Genomic DNA, 16,400 nt, shown 5'->3' on the forward strand with positions numbered 1-16,400 from the left:
TTTGTGAAGTGTTGCACAATAAGAATGTGAAATACTTCACATAAGAAAAACAACCTAGTTTTACTCAGGAGGATGAGATAAATGACAAACGAAAAAGTAAACAAAGTAGCACTTATTGGAGCAGGTTTTGTCGGCAGCAGTTATGCCTTTACATTAATAAATCAAGCAATCACAGATGAATTGGTAGTCATCGATTTGAATCAAGACAAAGCAATGGGTGATGTCATGGATTTAAACCACGGGAAAGCATTCGCCCCGCATCCTGTGAATACTTGGTATGGAGATTATGAGGATTGTCAGGATGCTGACATTGTATGTATCTGCGCTGGTGCAAACCAAAAGCCAGGTGAAACGAGACTTGATCTTGTTGAGAAAAATTTAAATATATTTAAAGGCATTGTAGACAATGTGATGAAAAGCGGATTCGATGGTATTTTCTTAGTTGCTACGAACCCAGTTGATATTTTGACATATGCGACTTGGAAATTCAGCGGACTGCCAAAAGAACGAGTGATTGGTAGTGGAACAACGCTTGATACGGCAAGATTCAGATACATGCTTAGTGAGTACTTTGAAGCAGCGGCGCACAATGTGCATGCGTACATCATTGGAGAGCATGGGGATACAGAGCTTGCTGTTTGGAGCCATGCGAATATCGGAAGTGTACCGATCACAGAATTAATGAAGAGAAATGACCAATACAAACAAGAAGATTTAGACGATATCATGGAAAATGTTCGTCATGCTGCTTACCAAATCATTGAGAAAAAAGGCGCGACTTATTACGGCGTAGCGATGAGTTTAGCCCGTATTACTAGAGCCATTTTACACAATGAAAACAGCATTTTGACTGTCAGCACTTATTTAGATGGAGAATACGGAGCAGAAGATGTCTACATTGGTGTACCTGCCCTCGTGAACCGAAATGGTGCAACAGAAATTATGGAGCTCGCACTGAATGACACAGAAAAAGAAAAGTTCGCACACAGTGTGAATGTGTTAAAAGAGATTTTAGCTCCTCATTTTTAATCAATCAAAGGCAACCTATCTGAGCAGAAAAGGATGAATCACTATGTGGCAGCAAATATATGATCCGTTTGGTAATGAGTTCGTCAGTGCATTGGTGGCCATGCTTCCAATCTTGTTTTTCCTACTAGCATTAACTGTATTTAAGTTAAAAGGGGTATTAGCCGCTTGTTTTACCTTGATCGTCAGTTTTGTAACAGCTGTTTTCTTCTTTCATATGCCAATTGAAAAAGCATTATCTGCTGTGGTGCTCGGTGTATCTAATGGGCTGTGGCCGATTGGGTATATCGTCATCATGGCCGTGTGGCTCTATAAAATTGCTGTGAAGTCTGGAAAGTTTGATGTCATTCGTTCTAGTATTGCAGGAATTTCTCAAGATCAACGGTTACAGCTCTTATTAATTGGTTTTAGTTTTAACGCATTTTTAGAGGGAGCCGCTGGATTCGGTGTACCGATTGCGATTAGTGCCGCTCTTTTAACAGAGCTTGGGTTTAAACCACTAAAAGCCGCCATGCTCTGCTTGATTGCAAATGCTGCGTCTGGCGCTTTTGGTGCAGTAGGTATCCCGGTTATTACTGGAGCACAAATGGGTAATATGACGCCGCTAGAGCTGTCTCAAACCCTTGTGTACACCATTCCGTTTATTTCTTTCTGTATCCCGTTTCTGCTTATCCTCATTGTAGACGGCTTTAAAGGGATCAAAGAAACGCTTCCAGCCTTGCTTGTTGTGAGTGGAAGCTACGCGATTCTGCAGGCTGTTACAATGGTCACGATGGGCCCTGAGCTTGCCAATATTATTTCAGCTTTAGCGAGTATGGGAATTTTGGCTTTATTTCTTCGAAAATGGCAGCCGAAACATATTTATCGTGAAGAAGGGGCACCAGCCATTGAGAAGAAACAAACGTATAGCGGGGTTGAGGTGCTGAAAGCATGGTCTCCGTTTTATATTTTAACTGCCGTCATTACTGTATGGAGCCTACCAGCTTTTAAAGCATTATTTGCTGAAGGAGGACCGCTCAACTGGACAACCATTTTAGTGAAAATGCCGTTTCTGCATCAGCAAATTGTGAAATTACCACCTATTGCTCAAACAGAAACACCGATTGATGCGATTTTTAAAATTGATGTTATTAGTGCAACAGGTACCGCCATTCTAATTGCAGTGATGCTGACAGGATTGTTCAGCAGACATATTACATTAAAAGAAGGGGCTGCCTGCTTAAATGCAGCGGTCAAAGAGCTTTGGGTCCCTGTTCTTACGATTTGTTTTGTCATGGGCTTTGCCAACTTGGCGAACTTTGCAGGTCTAAGTTCTGCTATCGGACTAGCGCTTGCTAAAACAGGCGATTTATTCCCGCTTGTCAGCCCAGTGCTTGGCTGGATCGGCGTGTTTATTACGGGATCTGTTGTGAGTAACAATGCCTTATTCGGTAACCTTCAAGCAGTCACCGCTTCTCAAATCGGCTCTCAGGCAGGTTTGTTAATCGGGGCAAATACGACCGGTGGTGTGATGGCGAAATTAATTTCTCCACAATCCATTGCCATTGCAACAGCAGCTGTTGGAGAAACAGGTAAAGAATCTGAGCTCTTCCAAAAAACAGTGAAGTACAGCTTCATTTTGCTCGGCATCGTATGTATATGGACATTCATTCTTGCTCAATTTGTATAGGTTGATCGATTGATTGAAAAATGGAAGACTGAGAGATTTCTCAGTCTTCAGATTGTTAACAAAGGGCTAAAATGTACTTTATTTTAGCCCTTTGTCTTCTTTTCAGCGTGAAAGAAAACCTTTGCAGTCTAGGAAGGACGAGCACTGGAGCGGAGCGAATTCGGCATTCGTGAGCACCAGAGCGCAGGACTGACAAAGAATGCGAGGGTTTGTCTACACGCTGAGACTGAGAGATTTCTCAGTCTTTTTTTTATGTAGATTCTCGTGTGACAAGCCGAGTAGGTAGCTGAATATGTTCACGTTGTAATGGTTTTTGATCTTGCAACAGCTGAATCATTTGTTTGACAGACTGCTGGCCAAGCTCGACGATGGGGATGTCGATGGTCGTGATCGTTGGAGCTGTCACCTCGCAAATGTCTTGATTGTCATAACCGATCACCGCTACATCCTTAGGAATGTCATATCCATATGAAATGGCTTGTTTAATGAGGCCTGCTGCGACTTGATCATTGCCGGTGAAAATCGCATCCGGCGCATCCGGCATCCGGTGGATTAAGTCCATCAAACGAAAGCCGTCCTCAATGGTAAAAGCCTCGCCGAACAGCCAATCTTCTTTAAGCGGCAAACCGTGATCAGAAAGCGCATCAAGATAGCCTTGCTTTCTTTGTTTTTGCGCTTCACTGCTTTCTGTATCAAAACAAAATCCAATGGATGTACGCCCTGATTGAATCAAGTAGTCAACCGCTTTATAAGCAGCTTCCCGCTCATCATATCCGATAATCGGAATGTCTGCTGTTTGATGATACTCATTTGCCATGACGATCGGGCCGTTTGCTAAAAATGGCTCGATTGTTTCCCACTTATTTTCTAACGCCCCCAATATGACACCATCTACTTCTTTTCTTTTTAATAATTGAAGCCCTTCAAGTTCTACTGATTCTTGATAAAACGTCTGGAGCACGATGGCTTTATACCCTTGATCCAGTGCTTCCTTTGAAATGCCTTTAATCAATTGTGCAAAAAAAGGATGGTCGACAGCTGGAACAGACACAGCAATGGTTTTTGTCTGATGTGACCGAAGGGTGCGGGCTGCTGAGCTTGGTGTATACTCCATTTCCTTCATCACCTGTAAAATGTGCTGTCGCTTTTCTTCTGATACATATGGATGGTTGTTCAGCACCCGAGAAACAGTGGTCGTTGAAACCCCGCAGCGTTTGGCAATTTCATAAATTGTACACATATTAACAAATCCTTTACACAAAGTTATTGTTCTGAAATCGATAACATCATTTACAATGTGAAACAAGTTAAATATTAACAAATGGAATTGATTAATTGGAGGGAATGGAATGCAAATATTGACGAAGATATCAGGTAAAAGCAAGGATTATCTACCGTTGCTGGATATGATCAATCAAGGTGTTCAAGTAAAGGCTGATTCAGTTGAAAAGAATCTAGCGAATGATAAGCTTGCTGCGTTCCTTGAGCAAGATATTGAGCGTACAGGTTTGGAAAAAATTCTCTTCCATTATAAACAAAATAAGGAAAAAAAGATACCGTTCCTGCCGGTCGATAAACTCATTTCGGAGGATGAGATCGATGACATTATGCAGGTGCTGAAAGAAGTATTAAGTTCAGGCCGTTTTACATCAGGCCCTTATATTCCAAAGTTTGAAAAGACGCTTGCAGCGTACTTAGGGAAAAAGTATGTCATTGCCACATCAAGTGGAACAGATGCCTTGATGATCAGTTTAATATCAGCAGGCGTCCATCCTGGAGATGAGGTCATCCTACCTGCCAACAGCTTTGCTGCAACAGAAAATGCAGTGCTTGCGATTGGTGCGGTTCCAGTCTATGCCGATATTGATCCAGACACCTACTGCCTAGCGCCGAATGAAATAGAAAAGCATATCACAGATAAGACAGTATGTATTCTCCCGGTTCATTTGTATGGAAAGCAAGTGGATATGAAGGCCATTTCGACGATTGCGAAACGGCATGGTCTATCGATCATTGAGGATGGCTGTCAGGCGATTGGTAGTAGCGGGCTTGGGGAATTTGGGGATGGACTTGTTCTCAGCTTTAATCCTTACAAAAACCTTGGAGTTTGCGGAAAGGCAGGAGCCATCGCGACAAATGATGAAGCCCTAGCCGAAAAGTGCATGGAAATCAGCTATCACGGTTTTGAACCAGGAAAGAAAAACGTGAAGCGCAGTGACTATGGCTTTAATTCTAAGATTGATAACTTACAGGCCGCAATCGGGCTAGAACGAATGAAATATTTAGGTTTACAAAACTTTAAACGCTTTTACTTGGCAAAGAGATACATAGATCAGCTGCAAACGCTGGAAGACGAAGGCTATATTAAGCTTCCGAAGCTGACAGACGATCATGTATGGCATCTATTCCCGATCAGAGTGGTGAAGGGAAGCCGAGATGAGCTGGCAGAGAAATTACTGGAAATGGGCATAGAAACAGACGTCTATTACCCAATTTTATCGCATCAGCATCAAACGAATCTTGTTTCTCAAAAGTATAAACAAACGGCACTTCCACATACGGAAAAAGCCGTACAGCAATTACTCCATTTGCCGCTTTATCCAGGTATGCCGCTGCAAGATCAGGAGAAAGTCATCGAGGGGGTCCATCATGTTATCAAATCTTCCATTCAATAAAAAGCTGGTGCATCAACCACAACATCCGCAGTGGATCGTCTTCTGTGATTTCGATGAGACCTATTATTCTCACGGAATGACCGAGGAGCAGAGAGAGGATGTAAAACGGCTGGAAGCTTTTGTGGCAGAAAAGAGCGAAGCCGGCCAGCTCATGCTGGGCTGGGTGACGGGAAGCAGCCTTGATTCTGTTACGAGCAAAATGGAGAAAGGCGGTTTCTATCAATTCCCGCATTTTATTGCGTCGAATTTAGGAACTGAAATCGTGTATACATCAGATGGGAAATTTGGACAGCCGGATGCAGAATGGATGAAACGGCTTGATGCACAGGGCTTTTCAGACGAAAAAATTGAAGGTATTCTGCAAGCCGTACGTGAAAAGGGGATCACCCTTAGGCCGCAAACGCAGCTAGGCAGCTCTGGGTATAAAAAGAATTTCTATTATCAGGAGCAGGATGAACGAACAGATCTCCATCATCTATCGTTCATCCAAACACTTGCGAAGGAGCGGGGTGTGGCGGTGAACATCAACAAATGCAACCCACTTGCGGGTGACCCTGCGGATTGCTATGACGTTGATTTTTTACCAGTGGGAACAGGGAAGGATGAAATCGTTCGTTTTATGCTGAATCAATATAACCTGTCAAAAGATAAGGGCTTTGCTTTTGGTGATAGTGGGAATGATTTGCGGATGCTTCAATCCGTCACGCACGGCTTTCTTGTCCAAAATGCAACAGCGGAAGCCAAACGGCACCATCATCAAATTTGTCATCATGGGTATGCAAAAGGAATCTATGAAACATTGAAATCAGTGATGTATAAACATGAGGAGGCACATTCATGAAGAAAATTGGAATTGTTGGAGCAGGGAATATTGCAAAAGCACATGCTAGAGCATTATCAACGATCAAAGGTGCAGAATTATCTGGGGTCTATGACTTGCACGAATCCGTCGCACAAGGATTTATTAAACAGTACGGCGGACGGGTGTATGCCAGTATCGAAACACTAGCGGATGCATCAGATGGATTGATCATTGCTTCCCCTAACTTCTGTCACAAGGACCATGCCCTTCAGGCGCTTAGAGCAGGACAGCCGATTTTATGTGAAAAACCGATGGCTGTATCGTTAAAAGAAGCGAAGGAAATGGTGGAGACAGCCAAACAGTTCCAGGTTCAAGCCAGTATGGGCTTTAACTATCGCTATTTATCCTTTGTGAATATTTTGAAGAACTTGATCGCCAATGGTGAATTAGGACGCGTTTTGACAGTACGGACACATTTTAAGAAAAATAGTGCCCTTAGAAGAAAGACATTTTCGTGGAGAGATAGCGGCGAAAGTCTGCGTACAAGCGGTGCATTAGGAGATTTAGGGATTCATTTGATTGATATGCTGTGGTACTTATTTGGCAGTGAAATGAAAAAAGAATCCCTTAATACGAAGATGCTGACACATGTAAAGGAAAAAGAAGAGAAAAAGGTACAGGTTGATGACCATACCGAAATTTTTGGGCAAATGGAGAATCAAGTGTTCTTTCATTTGGTGACGTCCAAAAGTACGCAGCCCGAGGAATGTGGATTTAGTGTAGAAGTGGTGGGGCATGACAAGGTTTTTAAATACCATACAAACATGAAAAACGAATATGAGATCAGTGATGGTTTGTGTGTAGAGCGTCATCAAATGCCGCAAACATTGCTGACAGATCCGCCGAATGAATTTTATGGATGGTCTGATACATTCCGTGATCAGCTGATGCATTGGGTAAATACAAACTCATATCCATCTCATATGAAGGTAGCTGATTTTGAAGATGGTTATCGCGCGCAGGCTGCGCTGAATACATGCTTCGAGAGGGAAGAGGCTGTCGTCTCTGCCCGTGCATATTAATGAAGAGGTGGAGCGGAGGATATCATGACTCCGCTCCTTTTTAGAGGAAGTGAAAAGATGAAAAAGGTGTTTTATTTTGGCTGTATCTTTTATTTTTTTATTGGGACCATTCATGTGTTTTTTGGCAGTTTAACGCCTTATTTGCTGTCTAGTTATGATAAGGGTCCTGGGGAATTATCTTCTTTAATCTTCTTTCAGTTTATTGGCTTTTTGACAGGCGTTCTTTTGTCGCCCATTCTTGTGAGGAAAAAAGGCTACGGCGCTGTTCTGACGATGGGATTGCTGCTGATGATCGGAGCGCTTCTTCTTGGCCTTTTGGTACCAGGTTGGACGATTCTTGTGGTGGCAGGTTTTTTCCTTGGGAGCGGTGCTGGCAGTCTTGAGACAACGGCCGGGGCGTATGTCATTTCAATGGCAAACAGTGCAAAGCGAATCAGCATCATGGAGGTCTTTTTTGGATTAGGTGCATTATTATTTCCACTATTGATTCTGCTGACTGTGACAGAGGAAACGTGGCATTATGTATTTTTATTTCAAGTCGGTGCACTGACTTTTTTCCTTATGCTGTGGCTTACTTTTATGAATAAACTCCCTCGTGGACAGATGGCAGCTCCTTCTCAAGACATGAAGAAACCATCTTTGCTGTTTGATCGAGGGAATCGAATGATTGTGGTGATTATGATCTGTTTTGCGTTTTTCTACGCAGGAATTGAAACGAACTTTGCGAACTTTTTACCGTCGATCATGCTAGAAAAAGGGGGAGACAACTGGGGTCTTTTTGCGGTCTCTACTTTTTGGACAGCGATCGTCATTGGCAGAACTGTCATTGCGAGAAAAGCCGATCAGCTGCATCCGCTTCGTTTTTTAAAGTTAAGCGCAGCGCTGATGATTGTGCTGCTCGCCGTATTTGCTCTAGCCACCCACATCGCCGCGCAGCTAATTCTTATCTTTTTCATCGGTCTGTGCGCAGCTGGCATGTTCCCTATTGCCCTGACGGCTTCTGCATTAATGATTGAAAATGCCATCGACGAGGCCACGAGTTATTTTATTGCCGCCGCTAGTTTAGGTGGAGCTTGTTTGTCCTTTTTGATTGGGTTTAGCCTTGAGTGGGCAGGTGCGGCAAGCGCCGTCTTTGTTTTCGCCTTTTTAGCTGTTCTCCTTTTTGCGGCTGCCATTCAAATGAATCGATCTCGGAAAAAAGAAACCATACCCACACAGCCGCCGGCGATGAAAGCCGATCGATAAGCAGCTGCTCTGGTGGCTCCTCCTTTTGTATAGCATATCTTCAGAAAAGGTGACGAAGGACTTGTACTAAAACAACGAAAGCGTGAATAACATGTACAAGTCAGCATCAAAAGGAGGACGTCTATGTGGCGGTGTTTTTTGGTTATATCTTTTTAGGGTTGTCACTTTCAGCGCCTGTTGGGCCAGTCAATGCAGCCCAAATCGACAGAGGAATTAAAAGTGGATTTTGGCACGCTTGGATTTTTGGTGTGGGGGCTATGGCTGCGGATATTGTCTATATGCTCCTCATCTATTTTGGTGTCGCCCAGCTTTTGACTGCACCTCTTGTGAAAACCTTTTTGTGGCTGTTCGGCTTTTTCGTTCTGACCTATACCGGTATTGAAAGCCTTCGTAAAATCAATTTGCAGGAAAGCCCAAAGAAGGATGGAGGAAACACGTCGATCGGGCATTCGTTCATGACGGGATTTTTTATTTCTCTTTCCAATCCGCTTAGTATTTTATTTTGGCTTGGAATTTATGGAAGTATTTTGGCCAATACGATTGAAAAGTATGGAGCATCTCAAATGCTGATGTACAGCATGGCTATTTTTATCGGCATGCTCTTATGGGATTTCTGTATGGCGCTGCTTGCCAGTACGTTTAGACGGTATTTAAATGAACGAATTTTGCACGGCTTATCCGTTCTGGCAGGTCTCTCTTTACTTGGCTTCGGTGCCTATTTTGGATATCAAGGAATCATGGCGCTCATTGGATAGAATGGTTGATAAGAAAAAGGGCTAAAATCTAAATCATTTTAGCCCTTTTTTATATTTGACAGAAATAGGACACTCTTCAATAATGATGGAAGAGATACATAAAATTGAAGGAGTTTTTGCCATGCGTATGTTCCTGCCAGCATTCAACTATGTGTGTATGCTGATTTTGTCTGTGATCACAGCGACATTTGTTTATACCATGTTGTTTGCCCCACCTGAATCCAGATTCAGTTATGTGGAGGTCACCAGTCTTTTCATTTTGATCGCTTATGTCCTATTTGCTACACCTATCCAAATGGTTTTACACCGTCATCCTGAGAAGTTTCGACGCCGTGATTTATTGGTTTATTTTATCGGGGCGTGGGTGGTTTGTACGGCGCTCGCATTATGGATTGATTATGGTGTTGTCGTCTTTATTAGCTACAAAGTTTATCTATTTAGCTTTTGCGCGGCCTTCATTTATTGGCTGCTTGATTCCGCCTTTTTAAAGAAGAAACAATCATAAAGGCTTTTCCCGTTTTTTCTCTTGAACATGAACGTGTATGACCTTCGAGAATCCGCTTGATACAAAAGCAAAAGCCGTCATCAGAAGGACCCAATATAGATTGCTAAGGTCAAATCCAGTATAAGCGAAGATGAAAATCATCGAAATCACGGACGTTAATATGAGGACAGGCCATATCCGTTTAAATAGCAGATAACCAAAAAATCCCCAAAGGAAAGCCATCACTGGTAGTGTAAATAAGATCAGATACATCGGATGGAGAAAAAGAAGACGCATGTCATTCACCCATTTCTTTTATAATGACCAACTCTATTAGATAGAGGCGGCTAAATGATGATATGCAGAAGCATACTCATACATGATTAGATAAATGGAAGTGAATTCCTGCCTCATCTGGCAAATCAACCACCTTGTGAATGTCCGTGAAAGTCGTTGAAGGACAGTCACCACAGCTTTTTCCTCCTCATAGGCTATGGAGAAGACGCTAAAACGAGGTGGAAGAAAATGGCCCAGCTGTATGCAAAAAGTTGCCTTGATCAAAATCTACGATCACTCGAAGAATGGAAGCAGGATGCCTTCACACAGTTTGGAGAGATGGTAGGGGATGAGGCAGATACATTTCCGTGTGTACCAGGCAGACAAGGATTTTTTCTCGATCATTTACGCTATGGATTTGTCGGTGATCTGCGGGGAGACGGGGCAGTGAATGAGTTAGCAGAGCTGCTAAAAGAATATCAAGGCTGCGCTAAACAAACTGGTCAATACGCTTCATTTATCTGCTTTTTTGAAACTCCGCAGGATTTAAAGGAAAGCCCAATTGAAGAATTTGAGCAGCAGTTCTGGTCATTGCTTCAACGGTTACATCAAAAAGATGAAGTGCCATGGCCAGCGGAGATTCCACTGGACCCTCATCACCATGAATGGGAGTACTGCTTTCATGGCGAGGCTTATTTTATTCTGTGTTCAACACCAGCTCATAAGCTCAGAAAGAGCCGCCACTTTCCATATGTCATGATGGCATTTCAGCCCAGATGGGTGTTCGAAAAATTGAATGGATCGACCAAGTTTGGACAAAAAATGAGCCAGCTCGTTCGCAAGCGGCTCAAAGCATATGATCAAGTTGACGTCCATCCATCGTTAAAATGGTACGGTGATCCAACAAATCATGAATGGAAGCAATATTTTCTCCCAGATGAAGAGGCGGAGAAACCAGCCTCCGCCAAATGCCCATTTACTGCTTTAAAAAACATGATGAAATTATGATGCGGCCTGATCCTGTTTCCACTTTTTTCTCATAAAGAGTACCATGATGCCAATCACGGCGATGATCCCAATGCTTATAAAAAAGCCGGGGCGTCCGCTTGCCTCTGTCAGAGTGCCTGAAACAGCCGCACCAATCAAGAGCAGGGCAAGAACCGTTTCACACGTTTGACGAGTAGATGGTTTTGACAGCTTTTTGCTCGAAAGCAGAATAAACACCCATGTGTATAAAAGAGTTAAGCCGGCTGCTGTTGTGAGATGCTCATATATGTGTTTGGACAAAAAGAGTGCCAGCAAAATCGAGACAATCAATCCAGCAGCAGTTAACAAGATCGAAGACCATCTGACATGAGATGGTTCTTTTTGTTTAAAACAAGCAGGTGCATCGTGATGTTCCGACATCGTGCCAAGCAGCGTCGTGACTGCATAGAGGGAGGCAACCAATGTGGAAAACCCAGCAATAATGAAAATGCCATTAAAGATATGAAGAAAAATCGATAAATGAAATGGTTCCAGTGATGTAATGAATGGACTGCTATTCTCGTTAAAGGCTGTCACTGGCACAAGCAAAAGCGCAAGTCCGATGGAGACGATATAAATGACAGCAAGAATGATCAGCATCACACGTCCAGATTTTGCGGCATCTTTCGGGTCTTTTAAATGAACCGCCATCAGCCCCATGACTTCAATTCCCCCGAAAGCATAAAACGCATAAATCAGCCCATTCCATAGACCGAGCGGGCCGAGCGGCATCCATTCATGGTCTTTATTTGGCAGGTGGAGAGTGGGCCTATGCTCTGTGAGAATGCCGCATAAAACAAGAACGGCAAGGACGACAAACAATAGGATCGCCCCGGTTTTCAGCACGGCAAGAACATTTTCCGTCTTTTGAAAAGAAGAAAGCCCAATGATAATCACAAGCAGGGCAAGAGCGGAATAAATCGCTGAAAATACCCAAAGTGGAATGGATGGAAACCAGTGACGAGTAAAAAGAGAAATCGCCGTCAGCTGACTACCTGTAATCAGCATTTCTGAAAACCAATACACCCAGCCATTACTAAAACCCGCCCAGCGCCCATAGGCTTTTCGGGCATAGGAACAAAATGATCCCTTATCTGGGTTTTCGGCTGTCATCGCAGCCAGGTGTTTAAAGACGAGATATGTGCCGACTGCCGCAAGCAAAAATGAAATGCAGACGGAATAACCGGATTTTGTAATGGCGATGCTGGAACCAAGGAAGAAACCAGTGCCGATTGTACAGCCGACTCCGATAAGAGAAAGCTGCCACCAAGATAAAGATTGTTCTTCTTTCAATTTGTGTGCAACACCTTTCCGATTCAATAGCATTAGCTTGTGACCGCCTCTTTTTTTTATACATGATCAAGAGGACGTTTTGGGCATACTGTCAACATGGAAAGGAGTGCATGTGATGAACGGAGAATACGTGATTTTACCAAAGGATGGATTTGGCTTTCGGTTAGGAAAAGGACAATGTATGCGAGTGGTTGATGTCGAAGGGCAGCAAGTAGCAGACGTGATGGCCTATCATGAAAAGGATTTTTATGAAAAATTTGATCAAGGCGCTACAATGGATAGCCTGTTCTCTTCCAAGGTGAAAAGGGGAGATCAGCTTTATTCTAATTTATATAAACCAATGTTTACGGTCATTGAAGATACAGTCGAATGTCATGATTTATATATGCCTGCGTGCCGGCAAGAAATGTATCAGCTCTTATACGGCAGGACGCACCTAGAGGTCATGCATACATGCTACGATAATCTCAGAACGGCTTTTGAGCCATTCGGGATTCCAAAGGAGGATATGTATTATCCTTTTAATGCGTTTATGAATACAGTCATTGATGAGAAAGGAAAACTGTCTGTCGAGCTACCAAAATCGCTCCCTGGTGATTACATTCGTCTGCGTGCAGAAATGGACCTTATCGTCGCGGTGTCTGCATGTCCTGCCGACATTGGAAAATGCAATGGCTCAAGCTGTACATCCATCCGGGTGGAGATTGATTGAAAAGGAAAGACCAGTCAAAGAGACTTGGTCTATTTCGTTTGTGAATGTTTGATCATTTATGAAAAAGGGGAACGTCTAAAAAATATCTTTTTTCAAAACATGATATAATAAAGTGGCTAAAATCGTAGGTAAATCAATTGAAATGGAAGTAAAACCTGTTCTCTTCATGTAGAGGATGCTTAGGAGGAAAAGTGTATGAGTTTGCAGAAAAAAATCAGCCAAGAGTTGCATGTGCAGCCCTCAATTGACCCAAAGCAGGAGATCGAAAAACGGGTTGGATTTCTAAAGGCTTACTTGAAAAAGACCGGTGCAAAAGGATTCGTTCTCGGTATTAGCGGCGGACAGGATTCAACGCTTGCCGGCCGTCTCGCTCAGCTCGCTGTAAGTGAGCTTCGTCAAGAAGGAAAAGAGGATGCTGTCTTTATTGCAGTCCGCCTTCCGCATGGCACGCAGCAAGATGAAGACGATGCGCAGCTGGCTCTATCATTTATTCAGCCGGACAAGTCTTGGAAATATGATATCGCGCCTGCCGTGACGGCATTCAGTGAACAATATCAAAAGGAAACAGGCGGTGCGCTGTCTGATTTTAATAAAGGGAACGTCAAAGCACGCATGAGAATGATCGCACAGTATGCGGTCGGTGGACAGGAAGGCTTACTTGTCATTGGAACGGATCATGCAGCCGAAGCTGTGACGGGCTTTTTCACGAAGTATGGTGATGGCGGTGCAGATGTTCTCCCGCTCACAGGTCTGACGAAACGCCAAGGACGGTTGTTACTTGAGACTCTTCAGGCGCCGGAGCGATTATACTTAAAGAAACCGACAGCCGATCTGCTGGATGACAAGCCTCAGCAAACGGATGAAACAGAACTTGGTATTACGTACAATGAAATTGATGATTACTTAGAAGGAAAACCAGTTTCAGATCAAGCAGCAGAAGCGATTGAAAAACGCTATGTTCAATCAGAACATAAACGTCAAGTACCCGCTTCTATGTTTGATGACTGGTGGAAATAGAATAAGTGACCTCTCCAGAAGATGGAGAGGTTTCAGGCTGTCGAGAAAATCTCGACAGCTTTATTTTTTTCCTTAAAGTTTCCATCTCCAAATTTTATAATAGAGATAATCCACTAAAGGAGGTGTTTTTTCTTATGTTCCACACTAGAAATTCTTCTCAGCACGAAGCCGAATTTGTATTACTAGATCAACTGGTCGAAGGATCACCTGCTTCGTAAAATTGATCATTGATTTTTCATTTATCATAGACAAAGTCAAACCTTATTATAGTGAGAATAATGGTCGTCCTTCTCTTGATCAACTTATTTTGTTTAAAATGAAATTTATCGCATACCTGTACGGTATCCGTTCTGTATCTTGATCGATTGGATCACCAAATCACCCGATTTGATTTTCAAGTAGAAGCGGTTACCATTGATTCTGGTTATTTGACAACATCAATCTGTAAAGGATTTATCCGATCGCCGCATTTTTGGTGTCATCGCACATAGACGCTTTCATCGAACAAGAGGAAATTCCAGTATCATTTTGAACATGATCATTACATATGCCCAAATGGTGAAAAGCTATCATATACGACAACTGACCGAAAAGGTTATAGGTACTATAAATCAGACCCTAAAAAATGCGTTTCTTGTCCTTTCCTTGAAAGCTGTACAAGATCGAAAAATTATCAAAAAGTGATCTCAAGACATGTATGGGAGGAACAAAAAGAAAAGATTAGACAAAATCGTCTGTCTATCTCTGGAAAAAATTATATAAAAAGAGAAAAGAAAAAATAGAGCGAAGCTTTGCAGATTCAAAACAACTGCATGGGCTTCGCTACTGTTGGTTGAGGGGAAAACAGAATGTGAGTGTGCAAGTTCTCCTCACAGCTACGTGCCAGAACATGAAAAAGATTGCCACAGACCTAGCCAAGCTAGGCTAGGTCTGTGGGAGGCCTTTTTTATTTATTGTTGCTTAACAGTAATTTTTAAGGTATTTTTACAGTATATGCTAAATTAACAAACATAATATTTACGCCTACATCAACTTTCTTATATTTGTTTTTAACTGCCCATGCAACAGCACCAGAAGTTCCAGCAGTAATAGCCGCAGCGGCTCCAGCACCCCATGGTCCAGCAGCAGCAATTCGACTTGTGTACCAACCGATATATCCGGCTGCAAATCCACCTGCTACTATGGCATTCATGCTTCTAACTTTCGGTCCTAATTTGAGGTGTAAACCTACAAAACCTAATGTCTGCATGTCACCTTTTTTCTCATTCTCTTCAAAACTAAATTCTTCTGATTTCATTGAAGTCATTAGTAGACTGTCGTGTTCTGAAATTCCCATTTCCATAAGGGTTTCTTTATCAGCTGTAAAATGAATATTTCCATCCGCATCTAATTCAAAGAAATTAGATAGTTTCTCTGCTAATTCCAATTGTTTTTTATCTACACTGACTGGGGGGTTCTCATTATTACCTTGACTGGCATGACTAATCATTGGAGAAGAGAAACCAGATGTAATAGTAAGCACACATAACACTACTAGAAATTTTTTAAACATAGGTACCACTCCTATTTGTTTTTTGGAGTAACGCATACATGATATTTCCTTCTATTGGGGTGGAATACTTAGAGGTTAAGGAGAGTAATAAAATGTATTTATTCTTATTTACTTTGATTTATTGTGTAATCACACAAATGTTGAGTTTTTCCTTTGAGATGTCTTTTGGTGTGTACTTGATAGGGTTAGCTTTAATCAAAGGACTTTCCAGTGGGGAAATTAAAGACATCTTTAATTTCAAAAAGACAAGGGATGTGTTCAAAGAAAACAGATTTATAGATTCTTTGATGGAATTGTTTTCTTTGGTAATAGTGTTTATTAATGCATACTTAATTGATTATGAGCCATTCTCTCCCTTTGAGTTTGTTTATACTTTTTTCTTGCTTGTAGTTCTGTACAGGTTCCTATTTTGGGGGATCATAAGAGAGTCTAAAAAATGGTTGCATAAAGAGTCATAAGAGACATGGGCTTATAAAAATCACTCACTTTCTTTGATACATTCCAATGCTACCATTTATTTCTTTATAATTGGTAATTTGATGGGAATTTTATTTTTCAGTTGCGGTGTCCGCAATTATGGTTCTTTTAATTGGGAGGAGAAATTTCGAATAGAGAAGAATTAGATTGTCAATTATCGCTAATGAACAGGCTGGAGAGCCTGTTTTTAAAAAAAAATATTATGTTTTTGTTGAAAAATCCCATTTTGCTTGCGGTGTCCGCAAGCATTTTTTTTATTTTTCAGTGCTTCATTTTGACGGATTTTTTTGTGATAAAATCCAGTCACTG

Annotated in this window: 15 protein-coding genes and 1 pseudogene; 13 read left to right on the forward strand and 3 right to left on the reverse strand. The window is 42.1% G+C overall.

Annotation, left to right across the window (positions count from 1 at the left end):
• The first annotated feature begins 81 nt into the window (after positions 1–81).
• Both ACTJJQ_RS13495 and ACTJJQ_RS13500 read left to right on the forward strand, forming a co-directional pair.
• Positions 82–1,029, forward strand: coding sequence for an L-lactate dehydrogenase (locus ACTJJQ_RS13495; RefSeq protein WP_025206699.1), 948 nt, complete (start codon positions 82–84; stop codon positions 1,027–1,029).
• Between the two features lie 43 nt (positions 1,030–1,072).
• Positions 1,073–2,695, forward strand: a complete 1,623-nt coding sequence (locus ACTJJQ_RS13500; RefSeq protein ID WP_061417836.1) for an L-lactate permease — start codon at positions 1,073–1,075, stop codon at positions 2,693–2,695.
• Between the two features lie 250 nt (positions 2,696–2,945).
• Here the strand turns inward: ACTJJQ_RS13500 and ACTJJQ_RS13505 are convergent, their stop codons facing one another.
• Positions 2,946–3,935: a LacI family DNA-binding transcriptional regulator gene (locus ACTJJQ_RS13505; RefSeq protein ID WP_025206701.1), complete on the reverse strand. Its 990-nt coding sequence runs from the start codon at positions 3,933–3,935 to the stop codon at positions 2,946–2,948.
• 109 nt (positions 3,936–4,044) lie between these two features.
• Here ACTJJQ_RS13505 and ACTJJQ_RS13510 point away from each other — a divergent pair, with 109 nt between their 5' ends.
• The 7 genes from ACTJJQ_RS13510 to ACTJJQ_RS13540 all read left to right on the forward strand — a co-directional run bounded on the left by ACTJJQ_RS13510 (position 4,045) and on the right by ACTJJQ_RS13540 (position 11,022).
• Complete coding sequence (locus ACTJJQ_RS13510; protein WP_440600279.1) at positions 4,045–5,370, forward strand: DegT/DnrJ/EryC1/StrS family aminotransferase; 1,326 nt, start codon at positions 4,045–4,047, stop codon at positions 5,368–5,370.
• Complete coding sequence (locus ACTJJQ_RS13515; protein ID WP_242731507.1) at positions 5,345–6,211, forward strand: HAD-IIB family hydrolase; 867 nt, start codon at positions 5,345–5,347, stop codon at positions 6,209–6,211. Before ACTJJQ_RS13510 ends, ACTJJQ_RS13515 begins: the two co-directional genes overlap by 26 nt.
• Positions 6,208–7,254 (forward strand): Gfo/Idh/MocA family protein, encoded by a 1,047-nt coding sequence (locus ACTJJQ_RS13520; RefSeq protein ID WP_007498302.1) that lies wholly within the window; start codon positions 6,208–6,210, stop codon positions 7,252–7,254. The genes ACTJJQ_RS13515 and ACTJJQ_RS13520 overlap by 4 nt, the downstream gene beginning before the upstream one ends.
• A 57-nt stretch (positions 7,255–7,311) precedes the next feature.
• Positions 7,312–8,499, forward strand: coding sequence for an MFS transporter (locus ACTJJQ_RS13525; protein WP_065459787.1), 1,188 nt, complete (start codon positions 7,312–7,314; stop codon positions 8,497–8,499).
• Positions 8,500–8,624: 125 nt separating this feature from the next.
• Positions 8,625–9,254 carry a LysE family translocator gene (locus ACTJJQ_RS13530; protein WP_017358576.1) on the forward strand — a complete coding sequence of 210 codons (630 nt, stop codon included), beginning with the start codon at positions 8,625–8,627 and terminating at the stop codon, positions 9,252–9,254.
• 121 nt (positions 9,255–9,375) lie between these two features.
• Complete coding sequence (locus tag ACTJJQ_RS13535) at positions 9,376–9,759, forward strand: UPF0715 family protein (protein ID WP_138278070.1); 384 nt, start codon at positions 9,376–9,378, stop codon at positions 9,757–9,759.
• 504 nt (positions 9,760–10,263) lie between these two features.
• Positions 10,264–11,022 carry a YqcI/YcgG family protein gene (locus tag ACTJJQ_RS13540; protein WP_035703119.1) on the forward strand — a complete coding sequence of 253 codons (759 nt, stop codon included), beginning with the start codon at positions 10,264–10,266 and terminating at the stop codon, positions 11,020–11,022.
• Here ACTJJQ_RS13540 and ACTJJQ_RS13545 read toward each other — a convergent pair.
• Entirely contained in the window at positions 11,017–12,366 is a 1,350-nt protein-coding gene (locus tag ACTJJQ_RS13545; protein WP_025206708.1) for an amino acid permease, read from the reverse strand. The two genes, ACTJJQ_RS13540 and ACTJJQ_RS13545, sit on opposite strands and share 6 nt — an antisense overlap.
• Before the next feature lie 82 nt (positions 12,367–12,448).
• On the opposite strand from ACTJJQ_RS13545, the gene ACTJJQ_RS13550 reads away from it, so the two are divergent.
• The 3 genes and pseudogenes from ACTJJQ_RS13550 to ACTJJQ_RS13560 all read left to right on the forward strand — a co-directional run.
• A complete protein-coding gene (locus ACTJJQ_RS13550; RefSeq protein WP_440600280.1) occupies positions 12,449–13,045 on the forward strand; it encodes a DUF1989 domain-containing protein in 597 nt (198 codons plus the stop codon).
• Between the two features lie 195 nt (positions 13,046–13,240).
• Entirely contained in the window at positions 13,241–14,062 is an 822-nt protein-coding gene (nadE, locus tag ACTJJQ_RS13555) for an ammonia-dependent NAD(+) synthetase (protein WP_007498287.1), read from the forward strand.
• A 344-nt stretch (positions 14,063–14,406) separates the two neighbouring features.
• Positions 14,407–14,990 (forward strand): annotated as a pseudogene (locus ACTJJQ_RS13560) (transposase); the annotation flags it as partial.
• Positions 14,991–15,035: 45 nt separating this feature from the next.
• On the opposite strand, the gene ACTJJQ_RS13565 reads toward ACTJJQ_RS13560, so the two are convergent.
• Positions 15,036–15,614 carry a hypothetical protein gene (locus ACTJJQ_RS13565; RefSeq protein ID WP_440600281.1) on the reverse strand — a complete coding sequence of 193 codons (579 nt, stop codon included), beginning with the start codon at positions 15,612–15,614 and terminating at the stop codon, positions 15,036–15,038.
• Positions 15,615–15,652: 38 nt separating this feature from the next.
• Here ACTJJQ_RS13565 and ACTJJQ_RS13570 point away from each other — a divergent pair, with 38 nt between their 5' ends.
• The gene (locus tag ACTJJQ_RS13570) at positions 15,653–16,072 is read left to right on the forward strand and encodes a hypothetical protein (protein WP_440600282.1); all 420 of its coding nucleotides are present in this window, start codon (positions 15,653–15,655) and stop codon (positions 16,070–16,072) included.
• Positions 16,073–16,400 lie beyond the last annotated feature (328 nt).

The sequence above is a fragment of the Bacillus sp. 22483 genome (genome assembly GCF_052044605.1).
GTDB lineage: Bacteria > Bacillota > Bacilli > Bacillales > Bacillaceae > Bacillus > Bacillus altitudinis.

Excerpts from the sequence above, each read along its gene's own strand:
- ACTJJQ_RS13495 (WP_025206699.1), top strand. The coding sequence starts at position 82 with ATGACAAACGAAAAAGTAAACAAAGTAGCACTTATTGGAGCAGGTTTT.
- ACTJJQ_RS13500 (WP_061417836.1), top strand. The coding sequence starts at position 1,073 with ATGTGGCAGCAAATATATGATCCGTTTGGTAATGAGTTCGTCAGTGCA.
- ACTJJQ_RS13505 (WP_025206701.1), bottom strand. The coding sequence starts at position 3,935 with ATGTGTACAATTTATGAAATTGCCAAACGCTGCGGGGTTTCAACGACC.
- ACTJJQ_RS13510 (WP_440600279.1), top strand. The coding sequence starts at position 4,045 with ATGCAAATATTGACGAAGATATCAGGTAAAAGCAAGGATTATCTACCG.
- ACTJJQ_RS13515 (WP_242731507.1), top strand. The coding sequence starts at position 5,345 with ATGTTATCAAATCTTCCATTCAATAAAAAGCTGGTGCATCAACCACAA.
- ACTJJQ_RS13520 (WP_007498302.1), top strand. The coding sequence starts at position 6,208 with ATGAAGAAAATTGGAATTGTTGGAGCAGGGAATATTGCAAAAGCACAT.
- ACTJJQ_RS13525 (WP_065459787.1), top strand. The coding sequence starts at position 7,312 with ATGAAAAAGGTGTTTTATTTTGGCTGTATCTTTTATTTTTTTATTGGG.
- ACTJJQ_RS13535 (WP_138278070.1), top strand. The coding sequence starts at position 9,376 with ATGCGTATGTTCCTGCCAGCATTCAACTATGTGTGTATGCTGATTTTG.
- ACTJJQ_RS13540 (WP_035703119.1), top strand. The coding sequence starts at position 10,264 with ATGGCCCAGCTGTATGCAAAAAGTTGCCTTGATCAAAATCTACGATCA.
- ACTJJQ_RS13545 (WP_025206708.1), bottom strand. The coding sequence starts at position 12,366 with ATGCTATTGAATCGGAAAGGTGTTGCACACAAATTGAAAGAAGAACAA.
- ACTJJQ_RS13550 (WP_440600280.1), top strand. The coding sequence starts at position 12,449 with ATGAACGGAGAATACGTGATTTTACCAAAGGATGGATTTGGCTTTCGG.
- nadE (WP_007498287.1), top strand. The coding sequence starts at position 13,241 with ATGAGTTTGCAGAAAAAAATCAGCCAAGAGTTGCATGTGCAGCCCTCA.
- ACTJJQ_RS13565 (WP_440600281.1), bottom strand. The coding sequence starts at position 15,614 with ATGTTTAAAAAATTTCTAGTAGTGTTATGTGTGCTTACTATTACATCT.
- ACTJJQ_RS13570 (WP_440600282.1), top strand. The coding sequence starts at position 15,653 with ATGATATTTCCTTCTATTGGGGTGGAATACTTAGAGGTTAAGGAGAGT.